The 16,201-nt window shown below is 55.9% G+C and carries 15 protein-coding genes; all 15 read left to right on the top strand.

From position 1 onward, the window contains the following. Positions 1 to 2 precede the first annotated feature (2 nt). The 15 genes from ACZ439_RS12050 to yabQ all read left to right on the top strand — a co-directional run bounded on the left by ACZ439_RS12050 (position 3) and on the right by yabQ (position 16,192). Positions 3 to 389 (top strand): RidA family protein, encoded by a 387-nt coding sequence (locus ACZ439_RS12050; RefSeq protein WP_054797920.1) that lies wholly within the window; start codon positions 3 to 5, stop codon positions 387 to 389. A 122-nt stretch (positions 390 to 511) separates the two neighbouring features. Then, positions 512 to 796, top strand: a complete 285-nt coding sequence (spoVG, locus tag ACZ439_RS12045) for a septation regulator SpoVG (protein WP_127610130.1) — start codon at positions 512 to 514, stop codon at positions 794 to 796. A gap of 159 nt (positions 797 to 955) precedes the next feature. Beyond that, the gene (gene glmU / locus ACZ439_RS12040; RefSeq protein ID WP_054797921.1) at positions 956 to 2,356 is read left to right on the top strand and encodes a bifunctional UDP-N-acetylglucosamine diphosphorylase/glucosamine-1-phosphate N-acetyltransferase GlmU; all 1,401 of its coding nucleotides are present in this window, start codon (positions 956 to 958) and stop codon (positions 2,354 to 2,356) included. Positions 2,357 to 2,785: 429 nt separating this feature from the next. Further along, positions 2,786 to 3,424: a 50S ribosomal protein L25 gene (locus ACZ439_RS12035; RefSeq protein ID WP_054797922.1), complete on the top strand. Its 639-nt coding sequence runs from the start codon at positions 2,786 to 2,788 to the stop codon at positions 3,422 to 3,424. A gap of 689 nt (positions 3,425 to 4,113) precedes the next feature. Then, complete coding sequence (gene pth / locus ACZ439_RS12030; protein WP_127610659.1) at positions 4,114 to 4,674, top strand: aminoacyl-tRNA hydrolase; 561 nt, start codon at positions 4,114 to 4,116, stop codon at positions 4,672 to 4,674. An 85-nt stretch (positions 4,675 to 4,759) separates the two neighbouring features. Beyond that, positions 4,760 to 4,990 (top strand): anti-sigma-F factor Fin family protein, encoded by a 231-nt coding sequence (locus ACZ439_RS12025; RefSeq protein WP_054797923.1) that lies wholly within the window; start codon positions 4,760 to 4,762, stop codon positions 4,988 to 4,990. Between the two features lie 146 nt (positions 4,991 to 5,136). Beyond that, on the top strand, positions 5,137 to 8,661 hold the full coding sequence (mfd, locus tag ACZ439_RS12020; RefSeq protein ID WP_464621033.1) for a transcription-repair coupling factor: 3,525 nt from the start codon (positions 5,137 to 5,139) through the stop codon (positions 8,659 to 8,661). Further along, entirely contained in the window at positions 8,648 to 9,742 is a 1,095-nt protein-coding gene (locus ACZ439_RS12015; RefSeq protein WP_127610661.1) for a peptidylprolyl isomerase, read from the top strand. The genes mfd and ACZ439_RS12015 overlap by 14 nt, the downstream gene beginning before the upstream one ends. A 230-nt stretch (positions 9,743 to 9,972) precedes the next feature. Continuing rightward, positions 9,973 to 10,515: a stage V sporulation protein T gene (spoVT, locus tag ACZ439_RS12010; RefSeq protein WP_054797924.1), complete on the top strand. Its 543-nt coding sequence runs from the start codon at positions 9,973 to 9,975 to the stop codon at positions 10,513 to 10,515. Between the two features lie 178 nt (positions 10,516 to 10,693). Further along, positions 10,694 to 12,487 carry a putative polysaccharide biosynthesis protein gene (locus tag ACZ439_RS12005; protein ID WP_464621032.1) on the top strand — a complete coding sequence of 598 codons (1,794 nt, stop codon included), beginning with the start codon at positions 10,694 to 10,696 and terminating at the stop codon, positions 12,485 to 12,487. 494 nt (positions 12,488 to 12,981) lie between these two features. Beyond that, on the top strand, positions 12,982 to 14,490 hold the full coding sequence (gene yabN / locus ACZ439_RS12000) for a bifunctional methyltransferase/pyrophosphohydrolase YabN (RefSeq protein WP_201317699.1): 1,509 nt from the start codon (positions 12,982 to 12,984) through the stop codon (positions 14,488 to 14,490). A gap of 76 nt (positions 14,491 to 14,566) precedes the next feature. Then, positions 14,567 to 14,839, top strand: coding sequence for an HU family DNA-binding protein (locus ACZ439_RS11995; RefSeq protein WP_127610736.1), 273 nt, complete (start codon positions 14,567 to 14,569; stop codon positions 14,837 to 14,839). Further along, on the top strand, positions 14,839 to 15,117 hold the full coding sequence (locus ACZ439_RS11990) for an RNA-binding S4 domain-containing protein (RefSeq protein ID WP_054797894.1): 279 nt from the start codon (positions 14,839 to 14,841) through the stop codon (positions 15,115 to 15,117). Before ACZ439_RS11995 ends, ACZ439_RS11990 begins: the two co-directional genes overlap by 1 nt. A gap of 218 nt (positions 15,118 to 15,335) precedes the next feature. Continuing rightward, on the top strand, positions 15,336 to 15,620 hold the full coding sequence (yabP, locus tag ACZ439_RS11985) for a sporulation protein YabP (RefSeq protein WP_054797895.1): 285 nt from the start codon (positions 15,336 to 15,338) through the stop codon (positions 15,618 to 15,620). Continuing rightward, positions 15,617 to 16,192 carry a spore cortex biosynthesis protein YabQ gene (gene yabQ / locus ACZ439_RS11980; protein WP_127610734.1) on the top strand — a complete coding sequence of 192 codons (576 nt, stop codon included), beginning with the start codon at positions 15,617 to 15,619 and terminating at the stop codon, positions 16,190 to 16,192. Before yabP ends, yabQ begins: the two co-directional genes overlap by 4 nt. Positions 16,193 to 16,201 lie beyond the last annotated feature (9 nt).

Genomic DNA, 16,201 nt, shown 5'->3' with positions numbered 1-16,201 from the left:
TTATGGCGTTACAAACCATTGCAACCGATCAGGCGCCTGCCGCCATCGGTCCGTATTCGCAAGCCGTTCAATTCGGCAATCTGTTGTTTACATCGGGACAAATTCCGCTCGGCCTGGACGGCCAACTCGTGCAAGGCGGAATTGCCGAGCAAACGCATCAAGTGTTTCGCAATTTGCAAGCGGTCTTAGCCGCAGCGGGCTCGTCGTTCGGTCAAGTGGTGAAGGCTACCGTATTCATCAAAGACATGAACCAGTTCGCTCAGGTGAATGAAATCTATGCTTCGTACTTCAGCGACCACAAGCCGGCTCGTTCGACGGTTGAAGTAGCGCGTCTTCCGAAAGATGTGCTTGTCGAAATAGAGCTCATTGCCGCGGTAAATGTCGAATAATTTGCAATATATAAAGTATTTATAAAATTGAGAAAAAATCTCAGTTTGGCAGCAGGAATTTGCACTAAAATGTGGAATTACTACTCAAGTCTTCTAGATGGAAAAAGGTGGTGAACACAGAGGTGCAAATTACTGACGTCAGACTTCGCCGGGTGAATTCCGAAGGCAGAATGAAAGCTATTGCTTCCATTACCATCGATAACGAATTTGTCGTTCACGACATTCGAGTCATTGACGGTAATAACGGGATGTTCGTAGCGATGCCTAGCAAACGGACTCCGGACGGAGAATTCAGAGATATCGCACACCCGATTTCCTCTTCCACACGTGAAAAAATTCAGGCCGCCGTATTGGCTGAATATGATCGTGCTGCTACGGAAGAAGAAGTTATTGAAGAAGGTGCTTAACCGTTTACAATTTAAGAGAGCCGGACAGGCTCTCTTTTCTTTTACAGGTAAGTGAGCTATATTGGGATTATGGCATATTTATTTCATTGCGCTTTGTGCATAGCGTTCGCATAACATGATGTGGATTTATTTTTTATAAGGATTAGGGGTTGAATCGTTTTGAACATTATAGGCATTGTGCTCGCAGCGGGCCAAGGTAAGCGAATGAAATCGAAATTATACAAAGTACTGCATCCGGTTTGCGGTAAACCGATGGTCGGTCATGTCGTGTCCACCCTCGAAAATTTAAATACATCGCGTACAGTCGTTATCGTAGGGCATGGAGCGGAAGCGGTGAAATCCTATTTGGGAGAACGCGCCGAATATGCGCTGCAAGCAGAGCAGCTCGGGACCGGTCATGCCGTCTTGCAGGCAAAGCCGCTGCTTGGCGATGAGGAAGGCCTTGCCATCGTCATTTGCGGGGATACGCCGCTCGTCTCGAATGAAACGCTGGAGGGGATGATCCGGCTTCATCAGGAGCGCGGGGCGTCCGCTACGATATTGACGGCGAATGTGGCGGAGCCGAAAGGCTACGGCCGCATTATCCGTGACGAGCAGGGGTATGTGACGAAGATTGTGGAGGACAAGGATTGTTCGCCGGAGCAGCGCCGGGTACAGGAAATCAACACGGGCACGTACTGCTTCGACAACCGCAAGCTGTTCACGGCTTTGGCGCAAGTGAAGAACGATAATTCGCAAAACGAATATTATATTACAGACGTCATTAGCATCCTGAATGGTCAAGGTGAACGGGTAGAGGGTTACGTGCTGGACGATGCGGTCGAGTCGATCGGAGTGAACGATCGCTTGGCGCTGTCGGAGGCCGAGCAAGCGATGCGCGCGCGCATCAACCGCGGGCATATGTTGAACGGCGTTACGATCATCGATCCGTCTGCGACTTATATTGAAGCCGACGTGCGGATCGGTGCCGATACGGTCGTGCACCCGGGCTCCGTGCTGCGCGGCAGCACCGTTATCGGCGAAGATTGCGTTATCGGGCCGCAGGCTGATATCGCCGACAGCAGCCTCGCCTCCGGAGTGACCGTGAAGCATTCCGTGCTTCAGGATGCGGTCGTCGGCGCGGGATCTTCGGTCGGGCCGTTCGCTTATTTGCGGCCGGGCGCGGACCTCGGTCAGAACGTGAAGGTCGGCGACTTTGTCGAGATTAAGAACGCCAAGCTCGGAGACGATACGAAGGTGTCCCACTTGAGCTACATCGGCGATGCGGTAATCGGCCGTAACGTCAATGTCGGCTGCGGCGCCATCACGGTCAACTACGACGGCTTCAACAAACAGGTGACGGAAGTGGAAGACGACGCTTTCGTCGGCAGCAATGTGAACCTGATTGCGCCGGTAAAGGTGGGCAAGGGCGCTTATGTCGTTGCCGGTTCGACCATTACAAACAACGTGGAGCCCGGGGATTTGGCGATCGCCCGTGAGCGGCAGGTGAACAAGGCGGGTTATGCCGATAAGCTGCGTGCTAAATTCGCCGCCAAGAAGGCGTCGTCGAAGAAGCAGTAGCGGCAGGCGTAAGGCAGCCGATCCCCTGCGGTGGCGGATCGGTTCGGACTTGGCGTTAGCCGGGGAAAGGTCGAAGTTACGGTTCATGGTTAGGGAAGCGGACGATTGAGTTGTTATTCGCGGCGGGATTAATCGATTCCCTGTTGTTCTGCGAATAGCGGAACGGTGATGTGTTATTAAGCGATAATTCTCCCTTTGAAGGGAAATAGCGGAGCCAGGGTATCTGATTTGCCCCTTTTCGGCGAAAATTGCCGGATTTGGAGCAATGAGCGAACTCTAGTTCCGCTATTTGTTCTGGAGGCGTGAATGGGAGACGAATAGCGATCCGCCGGGGCGGAGCGTTTTCTTGAGGAAAGACGTTTCAGACCTCCTTCATTTGGGTAAAGTAGTAGAAGTTAGGGCTTGTCCCCAAATGAAGGAGGTATTCCTATGGCTACAACATTGAAGGCGGAAGCTCGCAGCGGCAGAACGAAGGGTGACCGCAACCGTCTGCGCGCAGAAGGTAAAGTGCCGGCTGTCGTTTATGGTAAAAAGGTGCCCCAAACATCCATTGCCATCGATCAAAAGGAGCTCCTTGCCCTGATCAAAGCAAACCGGCATGCGATTATCGAACTGGATGTTCCGCAGCTCGGCAAACAGCCGGTGATGATCAATGAAATCCAACGCGATGCGATTAACCGTCAGCTGCTGCACGTCGATTTCCATCAAATCAACATGGATGAGCCGGTTAACACTACAGTTCGATTAGAGTACACCGGCGAGGCGATCGGCGTCCAGGAGGGCGGCATTCTGCAAATTCAGCTTCATGAGCTCGACATACGCTGCTTGCCTACACAAATCCCGAGCGTGATCGAAGTGGACGTCAGCTCCTTGGGCATCGGCGAAAATTTGCTGGTTTCCTCGTTACAGCTATCCGCTGGAATCGAAATCAAAACCAACGAGCACGACGTCCTGGCCACCATCCTGACGCCGCAAAAAGCGGAGCCGGAAACCGTGGACGAAGAGCCTGGCGCAAAAACCGAGGATGCCCCGGCCGAAGCGGCCGCCAAATCCGAGGAGACCGTATAAGCGAGAAGTCCAGCGTATCGATGCGAATCGATACGTTTTTTGCTGTCCGGGAAGCCGAGCGTCGCATAACGAGCACAGGCGCGGCCGAGGTTGCGGGAGTCATGCTCTAGCACTATGGGTACAGCCGTACTGATGGTGCTCGTGCACTAACGCAAAGGCAGGCCGCGCTGGCAGGGAACTCGAGTTAATTCAGTTCGAGCACGGGCGCGCAGGTGAAACGCGCGGGATGTGCTCCCGCTCTGCCCCACTTGAAGTAAGCTCAGGCCAAAGGCCTGGGGCGAGTCGACGCTCGGATGGTCGTCTTGCGCTCGATTGCCGGAGTTTGCTCGATCGCAGGCACAACACCGGGTAAGAACGCCGCATGACAGCGTGTCCCCCGTTCCCCGCCGTTAAGGCGCGGGAATAGGGGGACGAAAAGCGCTCCACGCCCTACAGCCGCTTCAACGACGGCCCGGTGGCAGGTACGCTCCCTTTCGGGGTCTCGGGGCGAAGCGCCCGAGTCCTCCCCACTTGGCGAAGGGGGGAAAGAGGGGGGATCGAAAAGAAGGAACTTTGGTCACATCCTGTCGGATAGGTCCATGTTAAGTTGGCGCGGACGACGTTTTCGGTTATCATTAGAGAAGAGACGCTTGAAGACGCCGATGAAGGGCGAACGAAGGCGTTGCCGCTAGAAGGGAGCAGAAATCGCTTTGAAATGGTTTGTGGGCCTCGGGAATCCGGGCAAACAATATGAACAGACCCGGCACAACATCGGGTTTATGGCGCTGGACCGATTCGCCGACCGGCACGGCATTAAGATTACGCAAAGCAAGTGCAAGGCATTGCTGGGGGAAGGCGTGGTGGCAGGGCAGAAGGTATACTTGCTCAAGCCGCAGACGTTCATGAACTTGTCGGGCGAATCGATACGCGCGTTTATGGATTTTTATAAAGCGCCGGTCGAAGATTTAATCGTGGTCTACGACGACTTGGATACGCCGTTCGGCAGCATCCGGCTTCGTTATCAAGGCAGCGCCGGCGGGCATAACGGCATCAAGTCAACCATCCAGCACCTCGGGACTCAGTCGTTCCAGCGGATTCGCATGGGAATTTCGCGGCCGGCGCCGGGGCGGGATATCGCCGAATACGTGCTGCATACATTTTCGAAAGAGGAATTGACGAAGATGCCTCAGCTGCTCGATAAGACCTGTGAAGCGATGGAGCATCTGCTTGAGCATACCTTTGAAAATACGATGGCCAAATACAACGGTTAAGACGGACCCGGGCTAATCTCCTCGCCAGTTGGGCATACTGGTTGAAAATAACGCTTTTTCCGTAAAGCGTAAGGAGGTTGGAAGGATGGCCGTCACCTATATTTGCCGCCATTGTCAAACGTTTATTGGGGAGATCCGTCAAGGGGAAGTGAACGAGTTTCAGCTCGGCTTCCATTTCTTGACCCCCGAAGAGCGGAGAGATATAATATCGTATAACCCGAATGGGGATGTCACCGTCAAGGTGGTATGCGATTACTGCAAGGAAGCGCTGGAAGCCAATCCGGAGCTCTCGCTCCTCGCGAATCCTCTGCAATAAGTCATCAGGCGGCATCGGCAGTATCGATGCAGTCCTCGCGACAGGGGTTTTTTCGCATTTCGGCGATCCTGCTTTTCGTTCATGGACCGGCCTAAAGCGATTCTCGCTCTAGGCTTTTTTAGTGTGGTTGAGAGGGGTGTCCTGTGTTGCAGGCATTAATTCAAGCATTCTCGGCCGATTCCGATTTCCAGACGATCGTTTCGGGCATTCGGTCGGGTATGAGAGAGCAATTGGTCGCCGGTCTCACCGGTTCTTCGCGGCAGGTGATGCTGGCTTCGTTGTATGAAGAACTGCGTCAGCCGCTTTTTGTCGTGACGCATAATATGTTTTCCGCACAGAAGGTGTTCGAAGACTTGGTGGAGCTGGTTCCTCCGGGACAAGTGCTGTTGTTCCCGGCGCAGGAACTGCTGGCCGCGGAGGCGGCGATCGCAAGTCCGGAGATGCTGGCGCAGCGTATTGACGCGTTATCCCGCTTGGCCGCAGGCTTCCGCGGGATTGTCGTCGTGCCGTACGCCGGGATGCGGCGGCTGCTGCCGAACCAGGAAGCGATCGCGGCGGCCCGATTTACGATCCAGGTCGGACAATCCGTTGAGCTGGAGTCATGGATTGAGCGTTTGGTGGAATTTGGCTACGAGCGCGTAGAGCGTGTCGAGAATAAAGGGGAGATGAGTGTCCGCGGCGGCATCGTCGACCTGTTCCCGCTGACATCGCCGCATCCGTTCCGGATCGAGCTGTTCGACGTGGAGGTCGATTCCATTCGTTCCTTCGATGCCGGGGACCAGCGCTCGATGGATAAATTTCAGGAGCTCACGATTGTGCCTTGTCGCGAGATTGTAGCGGATCGAAACCGTTTACAAAAAGCGGCGCAGCATGCCTATGAACTGCTGCAGGAGCAACTGAACAAGATGACCGATCGTACGGCCAAAGACCGTTTGCTCGAAGGCATCGGACATGAAATCGAGCAGATGCGGCAGGGGCAGCATGTTCAAGGGATGTTCAAATATATGTCCCTGCTGTTTCCGGAGCGGCAAACGCTGCTGGATTATATGCCTAAGGATACGGTGCTGCTCATCGACGAACCGGCGCGACTGCTGGAAACGGCAAAGCAGCTCGAGAAGGACGAAGCGGAATGGATGACGATGTCGCTGTCGGACGGCAAATATATGCCGCAGCTGGTATTGTCGAAGCCCTATGAAACGCTGCTTCACCGCAAGCCGTATCCGACTCTGTACCTGTCGTTATTCCTGAGACAAGTGCCGGGCGCGGTTCCGCAAAATATCATCAACTTCATGTGCCGTGTCATGCAAAACTTCCACGGTCAAATGAATTTGCTGAAGAGCGAAATGGAACGCTGGAAAAAGGCCGGCGCGAAAGTGATGATGCTGGCGGGCGGACCGGAGCGCGTCGAGCGGATCAAGCGGGTACTCGACGACTACCATATCGAAGAGCCGATGATCGTGGAAGGCAACCTGCAGACGGGATTTGAGCTGCCGGGCATTCATTTGGTCATCATTACCGAAGGCGAGATGTTCACGCAGAAGCAGCGCAAAGCGCGCAAAGTGGACAAAAAGATCGAGAATGCCGAGCGGATCAAAAGTTACCAGGAGCTGAAGGTCGGCGATTACGTCGTTCACGTCAACCACGGAATCGGGAAATTCGTAGGCATCGGAACATTAGAAGTAGGCGGCATTCATAAAGATTATTTGCACATTTTATACGCCGGAGGCGACAAGCTCTCGGTACCGATTGAACAGATCGACCACGTTCAGAAATATGTCGGCGCGGAGGAAGGCAAAGAGCCGAAAGTGTATAAACTCGGCGGCTCCGATTGGAACCGGGTTAAAACCAAAGCGCGCGCATCGGTGCAAGACATTGCCGATGACCTCATCAAGCTGTATGCGGAACGTCAGGCAACGACGGGGTATGCGTTTTCACCCGACACCGCCTACCAGCAGGAATTCGAGGGCATGTTCCCTTACGAGGAAACGGCCGATCAGCTGCGGGCGATCGAAGAGATCAAGCAGGACATGGAAAAGCCCCGTCCGATGGACCGTTTGTTGTGCGGCGACGTCGGTTATGGCAAAACGGAAGTGGCGATCCGCGCGGCCTTCAAAGCGGCCATTGACGGGAAGCAGGTGGCCGTGCTCGTGCCGACTACGATTCTCGCGCAGCAGCATTACGAGACGTTCCGCGAGCGGTTCTCCGGATATCCGTTCAACATTCAAGTGCTAAGCCGATTCCGTTCGAAGAAAGAGCAGACGGATACGATGAAGGGTATTAAAGCCGGTACGGTTGACGTCGTCATCGGAACACATAGGCTGCTGTCCAAGGATATGCAGTTTAAGGATTTGGGCCTTCTCATCGTAGACGAGGAGCAGCGTTTCGGGGTCTCGCACAAAGAAAAGCTGAAGCGGCTGAAGACGAATGTGGATGTGCTGACGCTGACGGCGACACCGATTCCGCGGACGCTGCATATGTCCATGCTGGGCGTACGCGATTTGTCGGTCATTGAAACGCCGCCGGAGAATCGTTTCCCGGTGCAAACGTATGTGGTGGAGTACAGCGCTTCGCTCGTACGGGAAGCGATTGAGCGGGAGCTGGCGCGCGAGGGACAGGTGTACTATTTGTACAACCGGGTTCAAGGCATTACCCAAATGGCGGAGCAGATCTCGATGCTGGTGCCGGACGCGCGGGTAACGGTAGCGCACGGGCAAATGTCGGAGCAGGAGCTGGAGAAAACGATTCTCGATTTTCTCGACGGCGAATACGACGTGCTGGTCAGCACCAGTATTATCGAGACCGGCGTCGACATTCCGAACGTGAACACGCTGGTGGTCCATGACGCGGACAAAATGGGCTTGTCCCAGCTGTATCAGCTGCGCGGCCGTGTCGGTCGCTCCAATCGGATCGCCTACGCGTATTTCACCTACCAACGGGATAAAGTGTTGACGGAAGTGGCGGAGAAGCGTCTGCAGGCGATAAAAGAGTTTACAGAACTAGGGTCAGGGTTTAAAATTGCCATGAGAGATTTGTCCATCCGCGGCGCGGGCAATTTGCTGGGCGCAGAGCAGTCCGGCTTTATCGCTTCGGTCGGGTTCGATCTGTATTCGCAAATGCTGGGCGAAGAGATTCAGAAGCGGAAGAAAGAGATCGGCGGCGAGGCCGTACCGGAAACGAAGGTCTGGTCGACGCAGCTGGACATTCAGCTGGACGCCTACATTCCGGGCGATTACATCTACGACAGCATGCAAAAGATCGAGATTTACAAAAAGGTTGCTGCTGTGCAGTCGCTTGAAGAAGCGAACGAGCTGCATGACGAGCTGGTGGACCGGTTCGGCGATTTGCCGGATGCGGTGCATAATCTGCTGCGCGCTGCGCGTTTGAAAGTATACGGGGCGCAGTATGCGATCGAGACGATCACGCAGAAGGGGCTCGATTATGAACTTCGTCTACATGCGGATCAGACCGGTAATCTGAATGAAGCCGAGTGGGCAAAGCTGCAGCAGGAGTTCGAAAATCGCGTACGGTTGGTCAGCGGGCCGAACATGGTAATCGAAACGAAAGGCAAGGGACTGACACCAGAACAATCCATCGATTTACTTGAAAGGTTTCTGGTACAATACAAGCGTGCGCTGAAATCGAAGGGAGAACTACAAAATGCAGCAAAATAACAGGAAGAAATACCGGAGAATGACTGCTCTTATGGCGCTTGTAATAGTCGTAGGGTTAGCCGCGGGATGCGGCAAGAAAGAGGAAGCGCCAGCGGCGACGCCGGCTCCGGCTGTAGAAACGCCGGCAGCTCCGGCTGCGACGGGCAACCCGGGCGATGTGCTGATTGCTATGAAAGACGGCGTTAACGTGACCCGAGGCGAATTTGATAAATTCGTCAATATCAATATGATGTTCTACCCGCAATACGCGCAGTTTAAGACCGATCCGGCATTCCAGCAAGACATCATGAATCAGCTGCTCGCCTTCAAAGTGCTCGGCGCCCGCGCGGACGAGAAAGCGAAAGCCGACGCCGCGAAGCAAGCCAGCGAGCAAATGGAACAGATTAAGACGTACCTCGGCATGCAGGAAGGCGGCATGGAAAAGGCGCTGAAGGATGCCAATGTGACGGAGAAGGACATTCAGGATTTCATCGGCAACAGCTTGGTCACGATCGTGTCCGCAGAAAGCAAAGTGACGGATGACGAAGTGAAAAAGGCTTACGACGACAAATTGGCGCAGGATCCAAGCGCCTATACGATCGCGACCGTGCGCCACATTCTGGTCGGCACGACCGATGCAGCGACAGGGGCGGAAAAGCGTACGAAGGAAGACGCCCTGAAGCTTGCGAAAGAAGTGCAGGACAAGCTGAACGGCGGCGGGGATTTTGATGCGCTGGCTAAAGAATATTCCGACGACCCGGGTTCGAAGGAAACCGGCGGGAAGTATGAGAATGCGGAAGTCGGACAATGGGTGCCTGAATTTAAAAAGGCGGCCATTGAACTGCCGATCGGCAAAATCAGTGATCCGGTGGAAACGAGTTACGGCTACCATGTGATGAAAGTCGAGTCGCGTTCGAGCAAAACGTTCGACGACGTGAAAGCAGGACTGCGCTCGGAAGCGGCGCAGGCGAAAATTTATGAATTTCTGGAGAAAGAGCTTCCGGGCTTGATTCAGACGAACAATATGCCGAAGCCGGAAGCCACTCCAGCTCCGACTCCGGCACCGGCGGCAGATGCGCCGAAAGCGGAAGAGAAGAAGTAAACATTACCAGGGCGCCCGAAAGGGCGCCCTGTTTTGTTTTCTTTTTTTGGGGCATAATGTAAACAGCGGCAGCCCGTACATAGGCGCGTAAGGCAGCCGGCAGTCAAGCGGTAGGTGCATAACCCTCTGGGAATCGAAGAATACTATGGGCAGTCGAATTCCCTACATTGTATACAAAGGGCAATCCAGATTGTATCACATTCTTCAAGGAAAGCGAGGCATCTAGAATTATGAAAGCAACTGGAATCGTTCGTCGTATCGACGATCTTGGCAGGGTTGTGATCCCGAAGGAGATCCGCCGTACTCTGCGTATCCGGGAAGGGGACCCGCTTGAGATTTTCGTGGACCGTGACGGAGAGGTTATTTTGAAGAAATACTCTCCAATCGGTGAACTCGGGGATTTTGCCAAGGAATATGCCGAATCGCTCTTTGAAAGCACCAATCACATTACCATGATATCTGATCGCGATAATATTATCGCCGTTGCTGGCGGTTCGAAGAAGGATTATTTGGAGAAACCCGTCGGGCCTCTGGTCGAAACCTGCATGGAAAGCCGCAAAGCTTCGATGGAAACAAGCACGGGCTCTTATGAAATTTGTAAAGACGCCCCGGATACTTACGGTTCTTACGTCATCGCCCCGATCGTTGCGGGTGGCGATCCGATCGGATCGGTCATCCTATTTACCAAAGACGAGAATGTGAAGATGGGTCAAATGGAGCTGAAAATGGCCGAGACGGCGGCCGGCTTCTTGGCTAAACAGATGGAGCAATAATCCGATAGTCGTATGGTCCGTACGATATTGATGACAGCTAGGGCACAAGCTTCCTGAATTCTTCCCGGCGGCGGGGAGAAGCGGGAAGCTTTTTTGTTGCCCGTCCGGTTTTGGAAAAGATGCGTAAATGCGGTATAATGTTGGCGTTGACTAGGCACGGGAGGCAAGGAGAACGAGGATGAAGCAGCAAGCGGGGCGTAGAGAAGCGGAGCGGGCCGATGAAGAAACCGGACCGGCGGAGCCGGGGAGGGAAGAGCAGGGAAGGCTGCGTGCAGGCGCTGGTTGGAGTGCCCGGGCGAGCGACCCGCGTCGCGGTGCGGGGAAAACCTCGCCTGCCGCTACGTCGCTGCTGCAAGGTGCGGCGATGCTCGGTTTGGCTGCGGTCGCTTCGAAGATGATCGGGACGCTGCAAAAGATCCCGCTGCAGAACATGGCGGGCGATGCGGTGTTCGGTATTTATAATGCGGTATTTCCGCTGTATACGCTTATTTTGTTTCTGGCTACCGCCGGATTCCCGCTCGTCGTCTCCAAGTTCGTGTCCGAATATGCGGCCGACGGCCGGAACGCGCAAGCGAAGCAAGTGCTGCGTGTCGCGTCCGTTCTGCTTCTGGCTAGCGGTATTTTGTTCTTTCTGCTTTTATATATGGGCGCGGATGTCCTCGCAGATTGGATGGGGGCGGCGCAAGCTGCCGCCGCGATCCGCAGCGTTTCCTTCGCGCTGCTGATCGTGCCGGTGATGTCGGCGCTGCGCGGTTATTTTCAAGGCTACGGCGATATGGCGCCGACGGCTTGGTCGCAGGTGATCGAGCAGGCGGTGCGCGTCGCTGTCATGGTCGGACTGCTGCTCGCCTTGATCAGGCTCGGGGGCAGTCCGGAGCTGATCGCCGCCGGCGCCACGTTCGGGTCGGTGGCGGGCGCGGCGGCCGGTCTTGCCGCCATGCTGTGGTATTGGCGCAAGGCGCGGCAAACGGATCGCTTGCCGGCGGTTGAAGCGGCAGGGGAAGGCTTAACGGTGAGGGGCCGATGGCGTAGCGACTGGACGCTCGCCAAGCGGCTTTCCCTCTATGCGATTCCGCTCTGCCTCGGAACGCTTGCGACGCCGATTCTGGGGCTCGTCGATTCGTTCACGATGCCGCGCCTGCTTAGACAAACCGGTTGGGACGAAACCGGCGCTTTGTTTCAGTACGGTCTGTACAACCACGGGTTGCCGCTTGTTCAGCTGGTGACGATGATCGCGGCCTCCATGTCGGCCGCGCTTGTGCCGGCCATGGCGGAAGCACGGCATCGCGGCGACGCGGAAGCGGTACGCAGCCGGGCCGGTTACGCGCTGCGCGTGACGTGGCTCGTCGGGCTGGCGGCATCGTTCGGGTTGGCGATGCTGGCTGAGCCGCTGAACGTGATGTTCTATAAATCTTCCGCGGGGACGTCTGCGATGATCGTGCTATCGTTCACTGCCGTGCTGTCGGCGGTAAACTTGGTGTCGAGCAGCCTGCTGCAGGGCCTCGGCGCCGTCCGCGCGCCCGCGCTTTACCTGCTCGCCGCCGCGCTGGCGAAGCTCGCGCTCAACGCCGCGCTCGTGCCGCGCTACGGCATCGACGGCGCCGCGTGGGCCGCCGTCGCCGCCTATGCGCTCGCGGCCGGGCTCGCGCTCGCGCACGCGCTGCGCGCCGCAGGCGTTACGGCCCCGCGCGGCCGCGCCGTCATGATGCCGATGCTGGGCATCGGCATCATGACGCTCGGCCTGCTGGCCGTGACGCACGGCGCTGCGCCGCTGCTCGCGCGACTGTTCGCGGCCATGCCCCCCCGGGGCCTGGCCGCGATCGTCGCGCTCGGCGGCGTCGCCGTGGGCGGGCTCGCGTATGCGCTCGCGCTGCTCTACTTGCGCGTCGTCACCGCGCAGGATCTCGCGCTCGTCCCGCGCTTGCGCGGCAAACCGCTTGCGCTGCTGCGGCGCTGGCGCCTGGTGCGGTAGCGCGAGCCCCGGGCTTTTGCACTTGCGCTCCACGCGCTGCCCGCCGCACGCCGAGCCCTGGGCTTTTGCGTTGTGGCACCACGCGCTGCCCGCCGTACGCCGAGCCCCGGGCTTTTGCACTTGCGCTCCACGCGCTGCCTGCCACACGCCGAGCCCCGGGCTTTTGCACTTGCGCTCCACGCGCTGCCCGCCGCACGCGGTGCCCCGGGCTTTTGCGCTTGCGCTCCACGCGGTGCCCGCCGCACGCGGAGCTCCGGGCTTTTGCGCTTGCGCTCCACGCGCTGCCCGCCGCACGCGGAGCCCCGGGCTTTTGCACTTGCGCTCCACGCGCTGCCTGCCACACGCGGTGCCCCGGCTTTGCTCTTTATCGCCGTGCTGCCCTTGCGCCCCACGCAAACTCGCACGTTCACGGGGCGTACGCACTCGTTCTACATACTTACGCGGCCGGCGAGCTGTTCACGCGGCCGCGCCCAACCAAGGAGGAATCAGCGATAATGACCGCTCAACCGCAAATTACCATCGTCGGCCTCGGAACCGGTGACGAAAACCAGCTGACGCTCGGCGTCTGGCGCAAGCTCGAAGCCGTCGGCAACCGCGGCGGTGCGTTGTACTTGCGCACCAAGGAGCACCCGATGGTCGCGCTGCTGGATCATCACCACATTCGATACGAATCGTTCGATCACATCTACGAAGCGAATGCGGGATTCGATGAAGTGTATGAAACGATCGCCTCCGAGCTTATCGCCCAATCGCAGCAAACGACTGCCGGCGAAATCGTGTACGCGGTGCCCGGTCATCCGATGGTGGCGGAGCGGACCGTGCAGCTGCTCCGCGAACGTTGCTCCCGCGAAGGCGTGCTGCTGACCATGATGGGCGGCGAGAGCTTTCTCGACCAAGCGTTCATGCGGCTCGGCTTCGACCCGATCGAGGGCTTTCAACTGCTGGACGCCACCTCGCTGTCCAGATACAGCTTGAATCCGCAGCTGCATACGCTCATCGGACAAGTGTACGACACGTTCACGGCATCGGACGTCAAGCTGACGCTGATGGAGCTGTACCCCGACGATTACATGGTTACAGTCGGCCATGCGCTCGGCGTCGCCGGGGAAGAACGGGTGCGGGAGGTGCCGCTGTATGAGCTCGACCGCATCGAAGGCTTCGGCAATCTGTCGCTCGTTTGGGTGCCGCGCACGGAACGCGAAGACGTTCACAGCCGCACGTTCAGCCGTTTGCATGAAATCGTGGAGATTCTCCGCAGTCCGGAGGGCTGCCCGTGGGATCGCGAGCAGACCCACAAGTCGCTGCGGCGAAATCTTATTGAAGAAGCCTACGAGGTGCTGGAGACGATCGATGAGGACGACCCGGACCACCTGCGCGAAGAACTCGGAGACCTGCTGCTGCAGGTTATGCTCCATGCGCAAATCGAAGCGGATGAAGGTTCATTCACCGTCTTCGACGTTATCGCGGAATTGAACGAAAAGCTGATCCGCCGTCATCCGCACGTGTTCGGCACGCTGGATGCCGAGAATGCGGAAGAAGCGCTCGGCAATTGGCAGCAGATCAAAGCCGAGGAGAAGCGCAAGAAGGGCATCGATCCGGCGCAGCAATCCGTATTGTCCGGCGTTCCGAACGATCTGCCCGGTTTATTGAAGGCGTACAAGCTGCAGAAGAAAGCGGCGGAAGTCGGCTTCGACTGGAAGACGCTGGAGGAAGTGCTCCCGATCGTCGAATCGGAGCTCGAGGAAGTGAAGGAAGCGATTCGCGAATATACGAGAACGGAGCAGCAGGAGGAACTCGGCGACTTGCTGTTCGCCGTCGTGAACCTTGCCCGATTCCTCAAAGTGGAGCCGGAAGAAGCGATGGCGGATGCCAATCGTAAATTCCGGACGCGCTTCGGTTATATTGAATCGCAGCTTCGTTTAAAAGGCAAAACATTTGACCAAACTGATTTACAAGAGATGGAAGACTTATGGCAGGAAGCAAAAAAAGTTCTGAAAAAATAAGCGGTCTAGCAGGATTTCCCTGATGGGCAAAGAATATTAAGTTCAGCGTTATTTTTATGAGGAGGATTTAGAAACCATGAACAAAACAGATTTGATCAATAGCATTGCAGAGAAAAGCGGACTGACCAAAAAAGATGTTGAATCCGTCTTGAACAGTTTCCTCGGTGAAGTAACCGATGCGCTCGCAGGCGGCGAGAAAGTACAATTGATCGGTTTCGGCACGTTCGAAACTCGCAAGCGTTCCGGCCGCACGGGCCGTAACCCGCAAACAGGTGTAGAAATCTCCATTCCGGAATCCAAAGTTCCGGCGTTCAAAGCCGGCAACAAACTTAAAGAAGCGGTGAAGTAATGCGTCTTGACAAGTTTCTGAAGCTGTCCCGTCTGATTAAGCGGCGCACGGTCGCGAAGGACGTATCCGAACAAGGACGCGTCTGGATCAACGGCCGGGAAGCGAAACCGAGCAGCACGGTGAAGGTAGGCGACGAGCTTACCGTTCAATTCGGCCAAAAGCTGGTCACCGTACGGGTGGAACTGTTGTCCGAATCGACCCGTAAGGAAGATGCGGCCAAGATGTACACCCTGCTGAAGGAAGAAAGAAATGCGCAGGAAACGGATTCATTTTTATAACGGGCGGTTTCACAGCGGTGTTCGTTAAAGGGCTGTCCCTTGTCGGAAACGACAGGGACCGGCTCTTTTTTTTTGCATGACGGGTACCGGACTGCCGGGAACCGGCGGATTCCATCCGTTCATAGGTTCTAAACCTCGTCCACCCTCCATACGTTTATAGTAAACAAGCTTTGTGTACGGAAGCGTACGTCCAAAGCGTTCAGGAGGGGGACGAACCCATGTTAGAGCAACCGGGCAAAGTCAAACGGCAGGAAATCAAGATGTTAAACCGGAAGCTGCTCGAAGTATCCGGCGTCTTGAACGTGGAGAGCTTCGACAGCGAGGAGTTTCTGCTTGAAACGGACAGCGGGTATTTAATGATCAGGGGTCAAAATTTGCACATCAAAAACTTGAGCCTGGATCAAGGTTTGGTGGCAATCGAAGGATACGTGAACGAGCTGGCCTATTTGGACGGAAACGCGCAGGGCAAATCCAAAGGGCTGTGGGGCAAGCTGTTTAAGTGACGTTACAAATTCAATTCATAACGCTCGGCATGATGTGTGCGGGCGGATTATCGTTAGGCGGATTGTTCGACGTATACAGGGTGCTTTCTGGCCAGCTGAAAGCGCCTGCTTGGTTGAAAGCCGTCTTGGATCTGGCGTACTGGTTCATCGGTACCTTGATCGTGTTTAAGCTGCTGTACGAGAGCAATTGGGGGGAAGTTCGCCCGTTCATATTTCTGGGTCTGGGCATCGGCATTATCATTTACTTTTTGCTGTTTAGCCGGACGGTGATACGGGTAATTAAGTTTACCATCCGCGTCGTGGTGGCGACGGCAAGAATAGTGCGGAGCATGTTCATGCTGCTTGTAGTCAAGCCGTTAATCGGACTCTATCGATTGACTGTGATCATTTTAGGATTTTTGCTTGCAACCGCTATTTTCCTTTATAAAATTATGTTACAATTAGTATACCCTGTGTGGAAAATGCTGCTATGGCTCTTCAGGCCGCTTGGAAGGTGGATTCGGTTTCCGCTTCCCGCATGGGTGAAGACTACGGGTCAAAGCGTAGCGAACTTCGTTCGCCGGTTCTTTTGATCGATTTAG

The sequence above is a fragment of the Paenibacillus sp. JCM 9796 genome (assembly GCF_055379675.1).
The sequence above is the reverse complement of the archived record's forward strand: the minus strand, read 5'-3'. Positions and strand labels throughout refer to the sequence as shown.